The 16,245-nt window shown below is 56.8% G+C and carries 17 protein-coding genes; 12 read left to right on the top strand and 5 right to left on the bottom strand.

Annotated elements, in window-relative coordinates:
- The first annotated feature begins 150 nt into the window (after window positions 1-150).
- A complete protein-coding gene (locus ACMGGX_RS08545) occupies window positions 151-888 on the top strand; it encodes an IclR family transcriptional regulator (protein ID WP_023309548.1) in 738 nt (245 codons plus the stop codon).
- Window positions 889-925: 37 nt separating this feature from the next.
- Here the strand turns inward: ACMGGX_RS08545 and ACMGGX_RS08540 are convergent, their stop codons facing one another.
- Complete coding sequence (locus ACMGGX_RS08540; RefSeq protein WP_181594001.1) at window positions 926-2,260, bottom strand: MFS transporter; 1,335 nt, start codon at window positions 2,258-2,260, stop codon at window positions 926-928.
- A gap of 317 nt (window positions 2,261-2,577) precedes the next feature.
- On the opposite strand from ACMGGX_RS08540, the gene ACMGGX_RS08535 reads away from it, so the two are divergent.
- Window positions 2,578-2,976 carry a potassium channel family protein gene (locus tag ACMGGX_RS08535; protein WP_023309546.1) on the top strand — a complete coding sequence of 133 codons (399 nt, stop codon included), beginning with the start codon at window positions 2,578-2,580 and terminating at the stop codon, window positions 2,974-2,976.
- Between the two features lie 167 nt (window positions 2,977-3,143).
- Window positions 3,144-4,169: a TerC/Alx family metal homeostasis membrane protein gene (locus ACMGGX_RS08530; RefSeq protein WP_024908851.1), complete on the top strand. Its 1,026-nt coding sequence runs from the start codon at window positions 3,144-3,146 to the stop codon at window positions 4,167-4,169.
- 60 nt (window positions 4,170-4,229) lie between these two features.
- On the opposite strand, the gene ACMGGX_RS08525 is transcribed toward ACMGGX_RS08530, so the two are convergent.
- A complete protein-coding gene (locus ACMGGX_RS08525; RefSeq protein WP_014885577.1) occupies window positions 4,230-4,892 on the bottom strand; it encodes an HAD family hydrolase in 663 nt (220 codons plus the stop codon).
- Window positions 4,893-5,131: 239 nt separating this feature from the next.
- On the opposite strand from ACMGGX_RS08525, the gene ACMGGX_RS08520 reads away from it, so the two are divergent.
- Window positions 5,132-5,659, top strand: coding sequence for an NlpC/P60 family protein (locus ACMGGX_RS08520; RefSeq protein ID WP_032667969.1), 528 nt, complete (start codon window positions 5,132-5,134; stop codon window positions 5,657-5,659).
- A gap of 5 nt (window positions 5,660-5,664) precedes the next feature.
- On the opposite strand, the gene ACMGGX_RS08515 is transcribed toward ACMGGX_RS08520, so the two are convergent.
- Together ACMGGX_RS08515 and ACMGGX_RS08510 are read right to left on the bottom strand one after the other, a co-directional pair.
- On the bottom strand, window positions 5,665-6,459 hold the full coding sequence (locus ACMGGX_RS08515) for an SDR family NAD(P)-dependent oxidoreductase (protein ID WP_047646797.1): 795 nt from the start codon (window positions 6,457-6,459) through the stop codon (window positions 5,665-5,667).
- Window positions 6,460-6,491: 32 nt separating this feature from the next.
- Entirely contained in the window at window positions 6,492-7,373 is an 882-nt protein-coding gene (locus ACMGGX_RS08510) for a LysR family transcriptional regulator (RefSeq protein ID WP_032662157.1), read from the bottom strand.
- Window positions 7,374-7,472: 99 nt separating this feature from the next.
- Here ACMGGX_RS08510 and ACMGGX_RS08505 point away from each other — a divergent pair, with 99 nt between their 5' ends.
- From ACMGGX_RS08505 to arnF, 8 genes are all read left to right on the top strand, one after another.
- Window positions 7,473-7,976 (top strand): phenolic acid decarboxylase, encoded by a 504-nt coding sequence (locus ACMGGX_RS08505; protein ID WP_008503103.1) that lies wholly within the window; start codon window positions 7,473-7,475, stop codon window positions 7,974-7,976.
- A gap of 327 nt (window positions 7,977-8,303) precedes the next feature.
- Window positions 8,304-9,443 carry a UDP-4-amino-4-deoxy-L-arabinose aminotransferase gene (gene arnB, locus ACMGGX_RS08500; RefSeq protein WP_023309541.1) on the top strand — a complete coding sequence of 380 codons (1,140 nt, stop codon included), beginning with the start codon at window positions 8,304-8,306 and terminating at the stop codon, window positions 9,441-9,443.
- A 1-nt stretch (window position 9,444) separates the two neighbouring features.
- Window positions 9,445-10,428, top strand: a complete 984-nt coding sequence (gene arnC, locus ACMGGX_RS08495) for an undecaprenyl-phosphate 4-deoxy-4-formamido-L-arabinose transferase (RefSeq protein ID WP_023333737.1) — start codon at window positions 9,445-9,447, stop codon at window positions 10,426-10,428.
- Complete coding sequence (arnA, locus tag ACMGGX_RS08490; RefSeq protein ID WP_420298275.1) at window positions 10,425-12,407, top strand: bifunctional UDP-4-amino-4-deoxy-L-arabinose formyltransferase/UDP-glucuronic acid oxidase ArnA; 1,983 nt, start codon at window positions 10,425-10,427, stop codon at window positions 12,405-12,407. Before arnC ends, arnA begins: the two co-directional genes overlap by 4 nt.
- Window positions 12,404-13,306, top strand: a complete 903-nt coding sequence (gene arnD / locus ACMGGX_RS08485; RefSeq protein WP_420298274.1) for a 4-deoxy-4-formamido-L-arabinose-phosphoundecaprenol deformylase — start codon at window positions 12,404-12,406, stop codon at window positions 13,304-13,306. The genes arnA and arnD overlap by 4 nt, the downstream gene beginning before the upstream one ends.
- Window positions 13,303-14,958, top strand: coding sequence for a lipid IV(A) 4-amino-4-deoxy-L-arabinosyltransferase (arnT, locus tag ACMGGX_RS08480; RefSeq protein ID WP_420298273.1), 1,656 nt, complete (start codon window positions 13,303-13,305; stop codon window positions 14,956-14,958). The genes arnD and arnT overlap by 4 nt, the downstream gene beginning before the upstream one ends.
- Entirely contained in the window at window positions 14,958-15,293 is a 336-nt protein-coding gene (gene arnE / locus ACMGGX_RS08475) for a 4-amino-4-deoxy-L-arabinose-phosphoundecaprenol flippase subunit ArnE (RefSeq protein WP_039263049.1), read from the top strand. Before arnT ends, arnE begins: the two co-directional genes overlap by 1 nt.
- Window positions 15,290-15,679 (top strand): 4-amino-4-deoxy-L-arabinose-phosphoundecaprenol flippase subunit ArnF, encoded by a 390-nt coding sequence (arnF, locus tag ACMGGX_RS08470; RefSeq protein ID WP_420298272.1) that lies wholly within the window; start codon window positions 15,290-15,292, stop codon window positions 15,677-15,679. The genes arnE and arnF overlap by 4 nt, the downstream gene beginning before the upstream one ends.
- On the opposite strand, the gene acpT is transcribed toward arnF, so the two are convergent.
- Window positions 15,627-16,244: a 4'-phosphopantetheinyl transferase AcpT gene (gene acpT, locus ACMGGX_RS08465; RefSeq protein WP_420298271.1), complete on the bottom strand. Its 618-nt coding sequence runs from the start codon at window positions 16,242-16,244 to the stop codon at window positions 15,627-15,629. The two genes, arnF and acpT, sit on opposite strands and share 53 nt — an antisense overlap.
- Window position 16,245 lies beyond the last annotated feature (1 nt).

Raw genomic sequence — 16,245 nt, 5'->3', positions numbered from 1 at the left:
TACTGAGTACAATGCAGGTGTACAGAACAAAACAACTATAGCGGTGTTGCTTTCCTTTTAGCCAGACCCGAGGTGGCGTTTGTGATGTAAACACGAAGTGACTCACAAAATTTGAGGTACACTCACTGCCGGGCTAACAAGGAGATAATGATGGGGAATGAAGGCGTTGTAGCGGTTGAAAAAGCGCTGGCTTTACTGGATTGCTTCCGTCCTGGAGATGAGAGCCTGACGCTGACCGCGCTGGCACAGCTGTCGGGTTATCACAAAACCACGGTTTACCGCTTGATGAATTCTCTTGAACGGATGAATTACGTCGTCAGGCATGAAGACGGCAATTATGCGCTGGGCCCACGTCTGCTTTACCTCGGCAAGCTGTATGAACAATCTTTCCACCTTTCCCGGGTGGTCCAGCCAGAGCTTCAGGCCTTATCCCTGGCGTCTCAGGAGAGTGCCAGCTGGTATGTGCTGGAGGGAGGGCAGCGGCTTTGCCTGTTTCGCGCTGAAGCGTCGCATGGCCTGCGACACAGCAATCTTCCCGGCAGCCAGTTCCCGCTCGATAATTCGGCCATCAGTAAGGTATTGCGTCATTGGGGGCTCAATGAAAGCCTGCCGGAGGAAGACGCTGAACTCCCTTTCTACACGTCAGGCGCACGCGATCCCCATACCGCTGCGTTTGCGATGCCTGTCTTCGGCGTTCACGACAAGCTGGTTGCGGCCTTAGCCCTGACCGGCCCCATCTCGCGGCTGACGGAAGATCGTCGTGAGAAGGAAATAGGGCAGTTGATGAAGGCGGCTGCAAGCCGTCTTTCGCAGAAAATGGGAGCCAGTAAGCCCTTCTGTCAGCAGTTCTTTGGTGAAACGAGCGACGCGGCGGAAGAAAATCTTTAAACGCAGAAGCGGGACAAATGTCCCGCTTCTGTCATCGTTAATGCGTGACCTGTTTTTCGTGTAGCTGAGCGCGGCGGGCCTGCCGCCCCATAATGAGCACCGCGATACCCCCGGCCACGCACAGCGCGGCCAGCGGAAGCATTGCCAGCGTGTAGCTGCCTGTCCGCTCATTGATAATGCCGTACGCGTTTACCATCACCGCCCCGCCTATCAGGTTTGCGATGGCGCCAATCGCGGCCAGTCCCGCCGCCGCTGAGGTACTGCTCATCCAACCGGATGCCAGCGCCCAGAAAGGCCCTTTCATTGAATAAGCGCCTATCAGCATAATGCTGAGGATAACGATCGTGGCAGACAGCGAGACGCTTACAAAGGCGGCGAACACACCGGCGGCAATCATGAACAGCGTGAGTGCAGTATGCCAGCGACGTTCGTTGGTACGATCGGAATTCCGTCCCCATACAATCATCAGAACAGATGCCAGACCGTAAGGAATAGCGTTAAGCAGACCTGTCTCAAGGTTATCGAGATGGAAGGATTTCAGCAGTTGAGGAGACCAGACGCTGATGGTGGTGCCCGCGGAAGACGCCCCTGCGTAAATCAGCGCCATCAGCCAGATTTGGCGATGCTTCAGCAACTGCCACGTCGTCTGGTGTCCAATGTTCTTTTGCTGGCTACGCTCGGTTTCCAGCGTGGTTTCCAGCCACTGTTTCTGTTCTCTGCTAAGCCAGCTCGCCTGATGAGGGCGATCCCGGAGAATAAACCAGGCTGCAATACCCAGCAGCACCGCCGGCAAGCCTTCAATAATGAACAGCAGATGCCAGCCGCGAAGACCCAGCCAGCCATCCAGTGACAGTATCAACCCGGAAAGCGGAGAGCCGATGAAGTTAGCGAGAGGGATGGCGACCATAAAGGACGCAATAATGCGTGCGCGGTAGCGGGACGGGATCCACCAGGTCAGATACAGCACGACGCCCGGGAAGAAGCCCGCCTCTGCAGCACCGAGAAGAAAACGGACGATATAGAGCGACGTGGTGTTCTGCACCAGGGACATACACATGGAAACGATGCCCCAGCTGATCATAATGCGCGGGATCCACAGCCGGGCGCCGACTTTCTGCATGGCCAGGTTGCTGGGCACCTCAAACAAAAAATAGGCCACGAAGTAAAGGCTGCTGGCGAAGCCAAAGGCCGCTTTGCTGAGGCCAAGGTCCTCATTCATCTGCAGCGAAGCCATGCCGATATTCCCGCGATCGATAATGGAGACCAGGTAACTGACAATCAGAAACGGGAGAATACGCCAGATCACCTTCCGCATCGTCTCTCTTTCTATGTCCTCAGTGGCGGTAGCGCCGTTACGTAAATGTTCTGTCATTGTGTCCTCGCAGGGTTTGTTCTTTGTTTTATTAGGTACAACTTAGTTTTATTAAACAAAACCACTATAGCGACGGCGCGTTATTTTTATCCAGTTAATGGAAGGTTTAAATGATGTAAATAAGAGGTGACTCACAGATAGTGCGCTTCAGATATATCGTTCACAGTAGTCGAACCTGCCGCAAAGAGAGCACGCCGCAAGGGGGATAATCACGCAACGCAATTATTGCACCAACTTTTCCTCTCCGTTCAACTAAGCTTCGACCGGGTGCCCCGCCTCGTTCGCGGGGCCATATTCCTTTTGGTCGAGCACGCATCATGCAGCTACTCAGTATTATTATTTTGCTTACCCTCACCGTAGTGATCCATTCGCTGTGGATGTTTGGTGTTTTAAAGTTCATCAAATTAGAAGTCGATTCGGCGGTCCGCATTGTTTTACGCAACGTCGGTATCGTGATCTCCATGATCTTCGCCCACCTCCTTGAGGCCGGACTGTTTGCTGCGTTTTATTTCGTCATCGACGCGTTTAATGACTGGAACACCAGCTTCTATTTTTCACTGGTCAGCTACGCCACCGTGGGATACGGCGACGTCACGTTACCCCAGCACTGGCGGCTCATCGGCGGTGTGGAAGGGCTGGTGGGCGCGTTGATGGTGGGCTGGTCCGTGGCGGTTCTGGTGGCGGTGCTGCAGCGTTTGCGCGGCATGAGCGCCTAAACGGCAGATGCGCGATCCCCGCCTGGTAAGGTAAAGTACCCCCTCCTTGCGCGGCCAGAAGGCCGCGAATTTGAGGGCGAAGAGGCTGATTAACGGCTCGCCCTTTTCTGTTCCTGGTTTACGCCAGTTTGCATGGTGTTGTGTTTTGTCTGCCAAAAGGGTTTTGTATGTCTGCTGCTCATCTCGGTTTCCCGACGGAAACCGTTGTTGTCTTTGTGGTGATGGCCGTTGGGGCGATGTTTATCGACCTCTTTATGCACCGTCACGATAAACCCGTCTCGCTGAAAAGCGCGGCGATGTGGTCCATTTTCTGGGTCATGATGGCGATGGCCTTCGCCGGATTCCTGTATGTTCACCACGGCGCCGAGATGGCGAGCCTGTTCCTCACCGGCTATGCGCTGGAAGAGGTGCTCTCCGTCGATAACCTGTTCGTGATGATGGCGATCTTCGCCTGGTTCGGCGTGCCGGATAAGTACCGTCACCGCGTTCTCTACTGGGGCGTGCTGGGGGCGATTGTCTTCCGCGGCATCTTTGTGGCTATCGGCACCAGCCTGTTAAGCCTGGGGCCGTACGTTGAGGTGATCTTCGCGCTGGTCGTCGGCTGGACGGCGGTGATGATGCTCAGGCGCAATGAAGAGAGCGACGAAGTTGAGGATTACTCGGGTCATCTCGCCTATCGCCTGGTGAAGCGCTTCTACCCGGTCTGGCCGAAAATCAGCAGCAACGCCTTTATTCTGACTCAGAAAGAGGTGGATGCGGAGCTCGAAAAACCGGAAAACCAGGACGTGATGGTCGGACGCGTGAAGAAGGCGAAGCGCTATGCGACGCCGCTGCTGCTTTGCGTAGCCGTCGTCGAGCTCTCTGACGTCATGTTCGCGTTTGACTCCGTGCCGGCCATTATTGCCGTGAGCCGCGAGCCGCTGATTATCTACAGCGCCATGATGTTCGCCATCCTCGGCCTGCGTACGCTTTACTTCGTGCTGGAAGCGCTGAAGCAGTATCTGGTGCACCTTGAGAAAGCCGTGGTTCTGCTGCTGTTCTTCGTGGCGTTCAAGCTGGGGTTAAATGCCACCGATCACTTCTGGCATCACGGTTACAGCATTGGCGCCACGGCCAGCCTGTTTGTGGTGCTTGGCGTGCTGGCGCTGGGGATTATTGCGAGCGTGATGTTCCCGGGGAAACGTGAGGCCTGATGTACCACCTTTCTCCCTCTCCCCGTGGGAGAGGGCCGGGGTGAGGGCACCGGACCGCACCTAACCCTTAATCGGTGAATTCCGGCGCTTGCGCGGGTGATGGAAGTGCCGCCAGTGCGGATCCTGCGCCGCCGCCAGCAGCTCGTGGTCGCCGCGGGTGTCGCCCCAGGCGCGCAGGTGATAGGCGTTCAGATCGCCATACACTTTCTCCAGCCTTGCCACCTTCTGGGCGCAGCGGCAGTTATTGCCCGTGATGCGCCCCGTCAGCTTGCCGTCTTTCACTTCCAGCTGTGTGCCAATCAGCTTAATGCCGAGCTTATCAGCCCACGGCTGGAGCACCAGCGCCGGGGACGCGGAACAGATGGTCACTTCCGCACCAGAATTCACCTCAGCCGCCACCGCCAGAACCCCTTCGGGGCGCATCAGCTTGTTCCAGTATTTTTCGCAAAAGGCTTCCGCCTGCTGGCGCAGCCAGTGTTCATCCACGCCCGTCAGGAAGGTTTTAATCAGCACTTCCTTCAGCTCATCGCGCGTCAGCTTGCGACGCACGCAGTGCAGCGTAGGCAGCGCCATGCGCACCAGGCGGCCCGCGAAGTAACGTTTGCCGAAGGCAAAACGCAGGAAAGGAATAAAGCTGTCGTGGTGCGTTAATGTCCCGTCAAAGTCAAAGACAGAGAGCACGCTGGATTTAGCCACCGTCTCGTCGGCAATCATATTGGTCATAAATACGTCTTAGCTGAAATACACATTCTGCGGATCAGTTTACCTGCTTTAGCTGGACAGTCCTTATATCACCACTCTTTTTTTCTCGCTCTTGCGATCTCAAAGTGAGTCCATTTTTGGCCTCGATAACAATTGGTGAAAAAACGAGCTGTCTATATTATCGCCACATCGCAAGATATTTAGGGGAACCATTGGCCCCCACAGGTAAGGAAAAACTCACTCACTACTTCTTTTTTGATATGACTCTTAGATCGCTTATTTCAATCCTCACGTTAAGTTTTGCTTCGTTTTCTGCGTTCAGCTTTCAACTTCCAGCATCGATGTTATCGATGAACAGTGAACTGGCAGCATCACCGGCGAAATCTGCGCTGGTGCATCAGGAAACAGGCCCGCTGCGCTCGCGTATTCTCGATCAATACCAGAAGTGGAAAGGCACCCAGTATCGGTGGGGCGGAACCACGCATCGCGGGGTAGATTGCTCCGCGCTCATGCAGCACCTGTTCACCGATGCGGCGCATCTTAATTTGCCGCGCACGACGAGTGAACAGATCCATCGCGGCGTGCAGGTGGCGCAATACCGCCTGAGAGCCGGCGATCTGGTCTTCTTCCAGACGGGCCCGAACCGCAAGCACGTCGGCGTTTATATTGGCGAAAACCAGTTTATTCATGCCTCAACCAGTCAGGGCGTAACGGTTTCAACCCTGACGGATGATTACTGGCAGGCACACTACATTACCGCCCGTCGCATTGCAGGCAGTGCGGCCTGACAGCGTCAGATGATGTCATCCACGACGCCACCGTCGACGCGCAGCGCCGCGCCCGAGGTGGCGGAGGCCTGGGGCGAACAGACATAAATCACCATATTGGCCACCTCTTCAACCGTGGCGGCACGCTGGATAACCGAGCTGGGGCGGTTGGCCATTACAAACTCTTTCGCCAGCTGCTCCAGCGATTTGCCGGTCTTTTCGATTTCATCTTTCATCATCTCTGCGAAACCGTCAGACATCGTCGGGCCCGGCAGGACGCTGTTCACCGTCACGCCGCTCCCCGCCACAAACTTCGCCAGACCGCGCGCCAGCGAGAGCTGCGCCGTTTTGGTCACGCCGTAGTGGATCATATCCGCCGGGATATTGCAGGCCGACTCGGAGGAGATAAACACCACGCGTCCCCAGCCTTTCTGCACCATACCCGGCAGCAGGGCGCGGGACAGACGCACGCCGGACATCACGTTAGTCTGCCAGTAACGCTCCCAGGTCTCATCGTCGGTGGCATAGAAATCCTGCGGACCGTAAATCCCGGCGTTGTTGACCAGAATATCGACGTTATTCGCCACCTTCAGAAGCGACTCGACCCCTTCCGCCGTGCTGAGATCGGCAATCGCGGCACGGACCTGTACGCCCGGCACCACCTGCTGGAGCTGCTGAATGCCTTTATTCACCGATTCCGTGCTGCGGCCATTGACGATCACTTCCGCACCGCTTTCTGCCAGACCTCTGGCAATGGCGAATCCGATCCCGCCGGTTGAGGCGGTCACCAGCGCCACTTTCCCCGCAAAGTCGATTTTCATCATCTGCTCCTTATCGTTTTAACGTTCGGACCTTAAAGCGTAGCAGGTGAGGATGACGGCTCCTGGCTAAAAAGGCGCAACAGCGTCTCAACCTGTTCATCAAGCGGGGCGAGGGAACGCTTAACAATCAGGTGAAGCGGCGTTGCCCTGCGCGCGCCGTGGCTCAGCGGCAGGCGTTTCAGTACGCCCTGATCCAGCTGGGTCTGGATGCGTTCCTCTGGCAGCCAGCCGTAGCCGACCTGAGAGACGACGGCCTCTATGGCGGCATCGATGGTGGAGAAGGTCCACGACTCGCCGGCAGCACGCGCGGCGGGCTGGCTGTCCGCAATCTGGATGAGCGGCCACGGGCGCAGCATCTCATCATTGAGCGGCGCGTCGAGGTGAAACAGGGGATGCCGGGAATGGGCCACGGCAACAAAGTCGATATTCATCAGCCATTCTCCGAGCCCGGTAATGTCCTGGCGGCGGGTTAAGACCATCACATCGGCTTCGTCGTTAATGGCATCGGCGCGGGTATTTTCCAGCACCTCGGTCAGACGTACCTGAGTCTGCGGATACTGCTGCTGGAACTGACGAAGAATAGCGAACAGGCGGCGGCGCGGGAAAATGGAGTCCACCACCAGATCTAACCGCGTGCGCATCCCGTTGCGAAGGGTCGCTGCGCGCGTCTCAACATACGAAAACGCTTTCAGCAGCGGTTTAACCTGGTTGAGAAGAAGCTCTCCGGCCGGAGTTAACACCGCCCGTCGCCCCTCCGGGACCAGCAGCGCCACGCCGAGCCGCTCCTGCAGCAGCGACAGGTTATAGCTTACCGAGGACTGGCTGCGGTGGGTTTCTTCCGCGGCTTTGGCAAAGCTGCCCGCTTCCACCACTCTTTCCAGTAAAGCCCATTGTTCCAGCGTCGTCTTATGCATGATTTATCTAAAATTTGGATGAATTTGATTAAAAGATAGCGTTATTCATTCATTTTTTGAAGGGGTACGATCGTCTCATCAAAACAAAGGAGACATCTTATGAACACCTTCGACAAACACGACTTAAGCGGCTTTGTTGGTAAACATCTTGTATATACCTACGATAACGGCTGGAACTACGAGATTTACGTAAAAAATGAGACTACGCTTGATTACCGTATTCACAGCGGTCTTGTGGCCAACCGTTGGGTGAAAGATCAGCAGGCTTATATCGTGCGGGTAGGCGAGAGCATCTATAAAATTTCCTGGACCGAACCAACCGGCACCGACGTCAGCCTGATCGTGAACCTGGGCGACAAGCTGTTCCATGGCACTATCTTCTTCCCACGCTGGGTCATGAACAATCCGGAAAAAACCGTCTGCTTCCAGAACGACCATATTCCGCTGATGAATAGCTATCGCGATGCGGGTCCGGCGTATCCTACGGAAGTGATTGATGAATTTGCTACGATCACCTTTGTGCGCGACTGTGGTGCCAATAATGAAAGCGTTATCGCCTGTGCGGCCAGTGAATTACCGAAAAACTTTCCAGATAATCTCTAATAAGCGCGACAATTAACTAAAAAGAAAAGTTCCCGGCTATTTCATATTATTTTGAAATGGCCGGGATTTTTTTTGTTTGTTTATGTTTGGTTTAAAAATAGCATCTTGTAAAAATTGAGTTGGATCACGAAATAAATAATTCATAATTATATAAATCATTGTTTATAAATGAAATGCCATTGGTTTTGTTACATCTGCAATACACATCTTAATTTTTCCCTAAGAAATGAACGATACCTTGATATGAGTTTATGGTTCGTTGAAATAAACGAAAAAGTAATTGGTTAATATCAAGCGCGTGCCATTCTTATTGCAAGGAAATTAATGATGAGTGATTTTTTGCCTTTTTCGCGGCCGTCGATGGGCGCTGAGGAAATTGCGGCGCTTCAGGACGTTTTGATGTCGGGCTGGATCACTACTGGGCCTAAGAATCAGGAACTTGAAGAAGCATTCTGTCAGCTTACCGGGAATCAGCATGCGATTGCCGTCTGTTCAGCCACCGCGGGTATGCACGTCACTCTGATGGCGCTGGATATTGGCCCGGGCGATGAAGTCATTACTCCTTCCCAGACCTGGGTATCCACGCTGAATATGATCGTGTTGCTGGGTGCCACGCCGGTCATGATTGATGTGGACAAAGATACGTTAATGGTGACGCCAGAAGCCGTTGAAGCCGCCATTACCCCGCGTACCAAAGCCATTATTCCCGTTCATTATGCCGGCGCGCCGTGTGAAATCGACGCCATTCATGCCATCGGTGAACGTCACGGTATTCCGGTTATTGAAGATGCGGCCCATGCCGCCGGAACGTACTACAAGAACCGTCATGTGGGCTGGAAAGGAACGGCGATTTTTTCCTTCCACGCCATTAAAAATATGACCTGCGCGGAAGGCGGCTTAGTCGTCACGGATAATGCCCAGCTGGCACAGCGGATCCGCAGCCTGAAATTCCATGGACTGGGCGTAGATGCCTATGACCGCCAGACGCACGGCCGCGCGCCGCAGGCGGAAGTGATCGCGCCGGGCTATAAATACAATCTGGCGGACATCAACGCCGCGCTGGCGCTGGTGCAGTTAGGCAAGCTGAAAGAGGCCAACAGGCGCCGCCAGGAAATTGCTGAACGCTACCTGCGTGAGCTTGCCGATACGCCGTTCCAGCCGCTCACCATTCCGTCATGGCCGCACGTGCACGCCTGGCACCTGTTCATTATTCGCGTTGACGAAGCGCGCTGCGGGATCTCACGCGACAACCTGATGGCGGCGCTGAAAGAGAAAGGCATCGGTACCGGACTCCACTTCCGCGCGGCGCACACCCAAAAATACTACCGCGAGCGTTTTCCTGATGTATCGCTCCCGAATTCTGAATGGAATAGCGCGCGTATTTGTTCTCTCCCTCTTTTCCCGGACATGACTCATGACGACACAACCCGCGTCATTACCGCACTCCATCAGCTTGCAGGACATTGATATGTTCAGTGCACCGCCTGTACAAAAAGTTTCCGTGGTAATCCCGGTTTATAACGAGCAGGAGAGCCTGCCCGAACTGATCCGCCGTACAACCGCCGCCTGCGACACGATGGGCAAGGCTTATGAAATTCTGCTGGTAGATGATGGCAGTAGCGATAATTCCGCGCTGATGCTGACCGAGGCCGCGCAGGCCGAAGGCAGCCATATTGTTGCCGTGCTGCTCAACCGCAACTACGGCCAGCACTCGGCGATTATGGCGGGGTTTAGCCACGTCACGGGCGATCTGATCATCACCCTGGACGCTGACCTGCAAAACCCGCCGGAAGAGATCCCGCGTCTGGTCGCCAAAGCCGATGAAGGCTATGACGTGGTCGGCACGGTACGTCAGAACCGTCAGGACAGTCTGTTCCGCAAGCTGGCCTCACGCACCATCAACCGTCTTATCCAGCGCACGACCGGTAAAGCGATGGGCGATTACGGCTGCATGCTGCGCGCCTACCGTCGCCACATTGTCGACGCGATGCTGCACTGCCATGAGCGCAGCACCTTTATTCCGATCCTCGCCAACACCTTTGCCCGCAAGGCAACGGAAATTCCGGTTCTGCACGCCGAGCGCGAGCACGGGGAGTCGAAGTACAGCTTTATGCGTCTCATCAACCTGATGTATGACCTCATCACCTGCCTGACCACCACGCCGCTGCGTCTGCTGAGCGTGTTCGGCAGCATCATCGCCGTGGCCGGGTTTGCGCTGTCCGTTCTGCTGGTGGTGCTGCGCCTGGTCTTTGGCCCGCAGTGGGCGGCGGAAGGGGTCTTCATGCTCTTTGCCGTGCTGTTTATGTTCATCGGCGCCCAGTTTGTCGGGATGGGCCTTCTCGGTGAATACATTGGCCGTATCTATAACGATGTTCGCGCGCGTCCGCGCTACTTTATTCAACGTGTTGTCCGTCAGGAACACAAAGCATCTCAAGAGGAAATTCACCCATGAAAGCTGTTGTATTTGCCTATCACGATATGGGGTGCACGGGCACGCTGGCCCTGCTGGAAGCGGGCTATGACATTGCGGCAATCTTTACCCATCCGGACACGGCCGGAGAGAATAACTTTTTTGGCTCCGTGGCGCGTATCGCCGCCGAGCGCGGGATCCCGGTTTATGCACCGGACGATGTCAACCATCCGCTGTGGGTGGATCGCATCCGCGTGCTCGCGCCTGACGTAATCTTCTCGTTCTACTATCGCAACCTGCTTTCCGACGAGATCTTAGGTCTGGCCGCAAAAGGCGCCTTTAATCTTCACGGTTCTCTGCTGCCCGCCTACCGCGGCCGCGCTCCGCTGAACTGGGTGCTGGTGAACGGTGAAACGGAAACGGGCGTGACGCTGCACCGCATGGTGCGCCGCGCTGACGCGGGCGCTATCGTGGCACAGCAGAAGGTCGCTATTGATGCGGACGAAACGGCGCTGCAGCTGCATCAAAAGCTGAATGCAACGGCGCAGACGCTGCTGCGTGATGCCCTTCCAGGCATCCTCAACGGCACCTTCAGCGAGACCGCGCAGGATGAGAGCAAGGCAAGCTGCTTTGGCCGCCGCGCGCCGGAAGATGGTCGTCTGGACTGGAACAAGCCTGCCCGCCAGCTGCACAACCTGGTGCGCGCCGTGACCGACCCGTGGCCGGGCGCGTACAGCTTTGCGGGCGTAAGCAAATTTATCGTCTGGAAATCCCGCGTGCGTGACGACATCCCTGTCGCCAAACCGGGCACCGTCGTCTCTGTCTCTCCGCTGATTGTGAGCTGCGGCGAGCAGGCGCTGGAGATCGTGACCGGACAAACCGACAACGGCCTGTACGTGCAGGGCACGCAGCTGGCACAGTCTCTGGGTCTGGTGGCCGGGGCGCTGATCACCAGCGCGCCGGTGGTTGCCATCAAGCGTCGTACCCGCGTGCTGATCCTCGGCGTGAACGGCTTTATCGGTAACCACCTGACGGAACGTCTGCTTAAAGACGATAACTACGAGATTTACGGTCTGGATATCGGCTCTGACGCCATCAGCCGTTTCCTCGACAACCCGCGTTTCCACTTCGTGGAAGGGGATATCAGCATCCATTCCGAATGGATTGAATACCACATTAAAAAATGCGACGTGGTGCTGCCGCTGGTCGCCATTGCCACGCCAATCGAGTACACCCGTAACCCGCTGCGCGTGTTCGAGCTGGACTTCGAAGAGAACCTGAAGATCATCCGCGACTGCGTGAAATACGACAAGCGCATCATCTTCCCGTCTACCTCTGAAGTGTACGGCATGTGTACCGATAAGAACTTCGATGAAGACACCTCCAACCTGGTGGTCGGGCCGATCAACAAACAGCGCTGGATTTACTCCGTCTCCAAACAGCTGCTGGACCGCGTGATTTGGGCCTACGGCGAAAAAGAGGGCCTGCGCTTTACCCTGTTCCGTCCGTTCAACTGGATGGGCCCGCGTCTGGATAACCTGAACGCGGCGCGTATCGGTAGCTCCCGTGCGATCACCCAGCTGATCCTGAACCTGGTGGAAGGCTCGCCAATTAAGCTTATCGAAGGCGGGAAACAGAAACGCTGCTTTACGGATATCAGCGACGGTATCGAAGCGCTGTTCCGCATCATCGAAAACAAAGATAACCGCTGCAACGGTGAAATCATCAACATCGGTAACCCGGACAACGAAGCGAGCATTCGCGAGCTGGCAGAGATGCTGCTGGCCAGCTTTGAGCGCCATCCGCTGCGCGACAAGTTCCCGCCGTTTGCCGGTTTCCGCGAAGTGGAAAGCAGCAGCTACTATGGTAAGGGCTACCAGGACGTTGAGCACCGTAAGCCAAGCATTCGCAACGCGAAGCGCTGCCTGAACTGGACGCCGACGGTGAAGATGGAGCAGACCATTGACGAAACGCTCGATTTCTTCCTGCGCACCGTGGAGCTGTCGGAACAGGCCTCATGAAAAAAGTCGGTTTACGCATTGATGTCGACACCTTCAGGGGAACGCGTGACGGCGTACCCAAACTGCTGGAACTGCTGAACAAACACGATGTGCGTTCCAGCATTTTCTTCAGCGTGGGGCCTGACAACATGGGACGCCATTTATGGCGTCTGATTAAACCGGCATTTCTGTTCAAAATGCTGCGCTCGCGCGCAGCATCCCTCTACGGCTGGGATATTTTGCTGGCCGGCACCGCCTGGCCCGGCAGGCGTATCGGCGCGGGTAATGAAGCCGTTATCCGCGAGGCGGCGCAGCATCATGAGGTGGGTCTCCACGCCTGGGACCACCATGCCTGGCAGGCCTGGGCGGGCGTCTGGGATATCCCGCGCCTGTCCCGTGAGGTCGAGCGTGGGATGCTGGAGCTGGAGGCCATTACCGGTCAGCCCGTGCGCTGCTCCGCCGTGGCGGGATGGCGTGCGGATCAGCGCGTCGTGAAGGCCAAAGAAGCCTTTGCGTTTCGCTACAACAGCGACTGCCGCGGAACCGGGCCCTTTTTGCCGCTGTTAGGCGAAAATCGCTACGGTACGGTGCAAATTCCGGTCACGCTTCCCACCTGGGATGAAGTGGTCGGGCGCGAGGTGAAGGCGGATGAGTTCAATCGCTACATTCTGGACCGCATCCATCGTGACGCCGGCACGCCGGTGTATACCATCCATGCCGAAGTGGAAGGGATTGCGTATCAGCATGATTTTGATGAACTGCTGACGATGGCCGCTCAGGAGGGCATTGAATTTTGCCCGTTGAGCGAGCTGCTGCCGGACGATCTCAACTCCCTGCCCGTGGGTAAAGTCGTGCGCAATGAAATGGCTGGCCGGGAAGGCTGGCTTGGCTATCAACAAACCGTGAGTCCGGTCCCATGAAAACAGCCCGTTATGGCTTAGCGCTTCTCGCACTGTTTATCGTTTACTACCTCATTCCGGTCGATATTCGTCTGCTCTGGCAGCCTGATGAAACGCGCTATGCGGAAATCAGCCGCGAAATGCTGGCATCCGGAGACTGGGTAGTCCCGCATTTTCTGGGGCTGCGTTACTTTGAAAAACCGATTGCTGGCTACTGGATCAACAGCATCGGGCAGATGCTGTTCGGGCACACGAACCTCGCCGTGCGCGCCGGTTCTATATTCTCCACCGGGTTAGCGGCGCTGCTGGTCATCTGGATGGCATGGCGTCTCTGGCGAGATAAGCGGACCGCCATTTTCTCCGGGCTGATCTTCCTGACCCTCTTCCTGGTGTATGGCATCGGCACGTATGCGGTGCTGGATCCTATCATCACCCTGTGGCTGGTGGCGGCGATGTGCAGCTTCTGGCTGGCCTCACAGGCCCAAACCGTTGCCGGAAAAGCGGGTGGCTATGTGCTGCTTGGGCTGGCCTGCGGGATGGGGGTGATGACCAAAGGCTTCCTGGCGCTGGCGGTACCGGTGATTGGCGTGCTGCCGTGGGTGATCGCCAGGAAGCGCTGGAAAGAGGTGCTGATTTTTGGCTGGCTCGCGATCCTGAGCTGCGTGCTGATTGTTCTGCCGTGGGGGCTGGCCATTGCGCAGCGTGAGCCTGACTTCTGGCGTTATTTCTTCTGGGTTGAGCATATTCAGCGTTTTGCCCAGAGCGACGCGCAGCACAAAGCCCCGTTCTGGTACTACATACCGTTCCTGATTGCGGGCAGCCTGCCGTGGCTGGCGCTTTTGCCAGGCGCGTTTCGTCTCGGCTGGAATGACCGACAAAACGCGGGTAGCGGGTTCTATCTGCTGGGTTGGGTGGTGATGCCGCTGCTGTTCTTCAGCATCGCCAAAGGCAAGCTGCCGACCTATATCCTGCCGTGCTTTGCCCCGCTGGCGATCCTGATGGCGCGCTATGCCTGCCTCGCGGCGGAAAAAGGTGCCAGAGCGTTACGCATTAACGGCGGGATTAACCTGGCGTTTGGCGTTATCGGCGTGGTGGCGGCTCTGGTGGTCTCGCCGTGGGGACTGTCGAAGCATCCGGTCTGGACGTCGGTTGAACTGTATAAAGTCTTCTGTGCGGTGGTGGCGTTCCTCATCTGGGCCGCGGTAGGCTGGTTTACCTTCAGACAGAGCCAGCAGCGCTGGTGGCTGGCGGCACTGTGCCCTGCAGGGCTGGCGGTGCTGATTGGTTTTGCCATTCCCAACCTGGTGGTGGATTCCAAACAGCCGCAGTCGCTGATCGATACCGTGCGCGAGCCGCTTCAGGAAAGCCGATTCGTGCTGGCCAATAACGTGGGTGTGGCCGCGGGCCTGGCGTGGGAGCTGAAGCGCAATGACATCACGATGTTCGATCAAAGCGGCGAACTGCGCTACGGACTGGATTATCCCGATGCGAAAGATCGTTATGTTGATAAAGATGACTTCGCGCAGTGGCTGGCGGAGCATCGTCAGCAGGGGCGCGTATCGCTGGTGATTCTTCTGTCAAAACACGATGAAATCGCGCGCGCAAATCTGCCGAAACCGGACAGCCTGTATATTCAGGGGCGTCTGGCCCTGCTGGAGTATCTGCCGAAGTGATGACCTGGATCTGGCTGATACTGGCAAGCCTGCTCAGCTGCGCGGGACAGCTGTGCCAGAAACAAGCCACCCGTCCGGCGAAAGCCGGGCGGCGCGGGGCGCACATCGCGCTGTGGCTTGGCCTGGCACTGCTGGCGCTGGGCAGCGGGATGCTGGTCTGGCTGGTGGTGCTGCAACGCCTGCCTGTCGGCATTGCCTATCCTATGCTGAGCCTCAATTTTGTCTGGGTGACGCTGGCGGCGAAGGCGTTCTGGCGTGAGCATGTCGCTGCGCATCACTGGCTGGGGGTAGGGTTCATCATCATTGGGATTGTTATCCTGGGAGGGAGCCTGTGAAAGGAGCGTTCTGGGCCATATGCAGCGTGCTGTTAGTCAGCGCGGCGCAGCTGCTGCTGCGCAATGCCATGCAGGCACTGCCACCGGTCAGTGAGATCCTGGTGTTTGTTTCCGCGCTGTGGCACTTCTCGTCCGGCACGGGCGCGCTGCTGCTGGGGTTGACGGGGTATGTGGCGTCCATGGGCTGCTGGTATCTGGCGCTGCACCGTATGGCGCTCAGCAAAGCCTATGCCTTGCTGAGCCTTAGCTACATCCTGGTGTGGGCCGCCGCGATCCTGCTGCCGGGCTGGGGGGAGCGCTTCTCCTGGCACGGGCTGGTGGGCGTCGGGTTTATTATTCTGGGGGTGTTAGTGATTTTTCTGCCCCGAACGTCCCAATGTGAATAATCGACTCGTGGGTCAGGGTATAAGGGGTCGATGTGCAGACGGCAAGGCTCAGCGAGCCGATCTGTAGCTGACTGACCGCGTGCGTCTGCGCCGTGCTGTCGATGCTGACAATCTGCCATGCGCTGCCGCCACGCTGTTTCACAATCGCTTCTTTCCGCGTCCAGATACGCCAGAACGCGGAAAGCCGTTCCTCGGGCGCTTCACGCTCCAGCTCGTCATGCTCCGTCATGCTAAATACCGCATTAGCCAGCGCCTGCCAGTTCTTCCTCGGGCGAATCACTTCGATATCGCAGCCGACTTCGCCTTCATCGCTCATCAGCAGGGCAATATCGTCACCGCTGTGGCTCAGGTTGAACCACAGCGGATGACCCTTCGCAAAGGCCGGTTTGCCCTGCTCGCCGTAAATGATGTCGGGGAGCGGGCGAGGGGATAACGTTCTGGCGAGCAGCGTCCTCCCGGCCAGCCAGGAGGCCTGTCGGGCACCCTGAGGCGCCCTGTCTGCGAGCGCTGACGCCAGCGGGTCCGCGCAAAGAGTGGAGATTTTTCCCAGTACTAACTGGTACATA

Source organism: Enterobacter sp. BNK-29 (genome assembly GCF_048684785.1).
Lineage (GTDB): Bacteria > Pseudomonadota > Gammaproteobacteria > Enterobacterales > Enterobacteriaceae > Enterobacter > Enterobacter cloacae_M.
The sequence above is the reverse complement of the archived record's forward strand: the minus strand, read 5'-3'. Positions and strand labels throughout refer to the sequence as shown.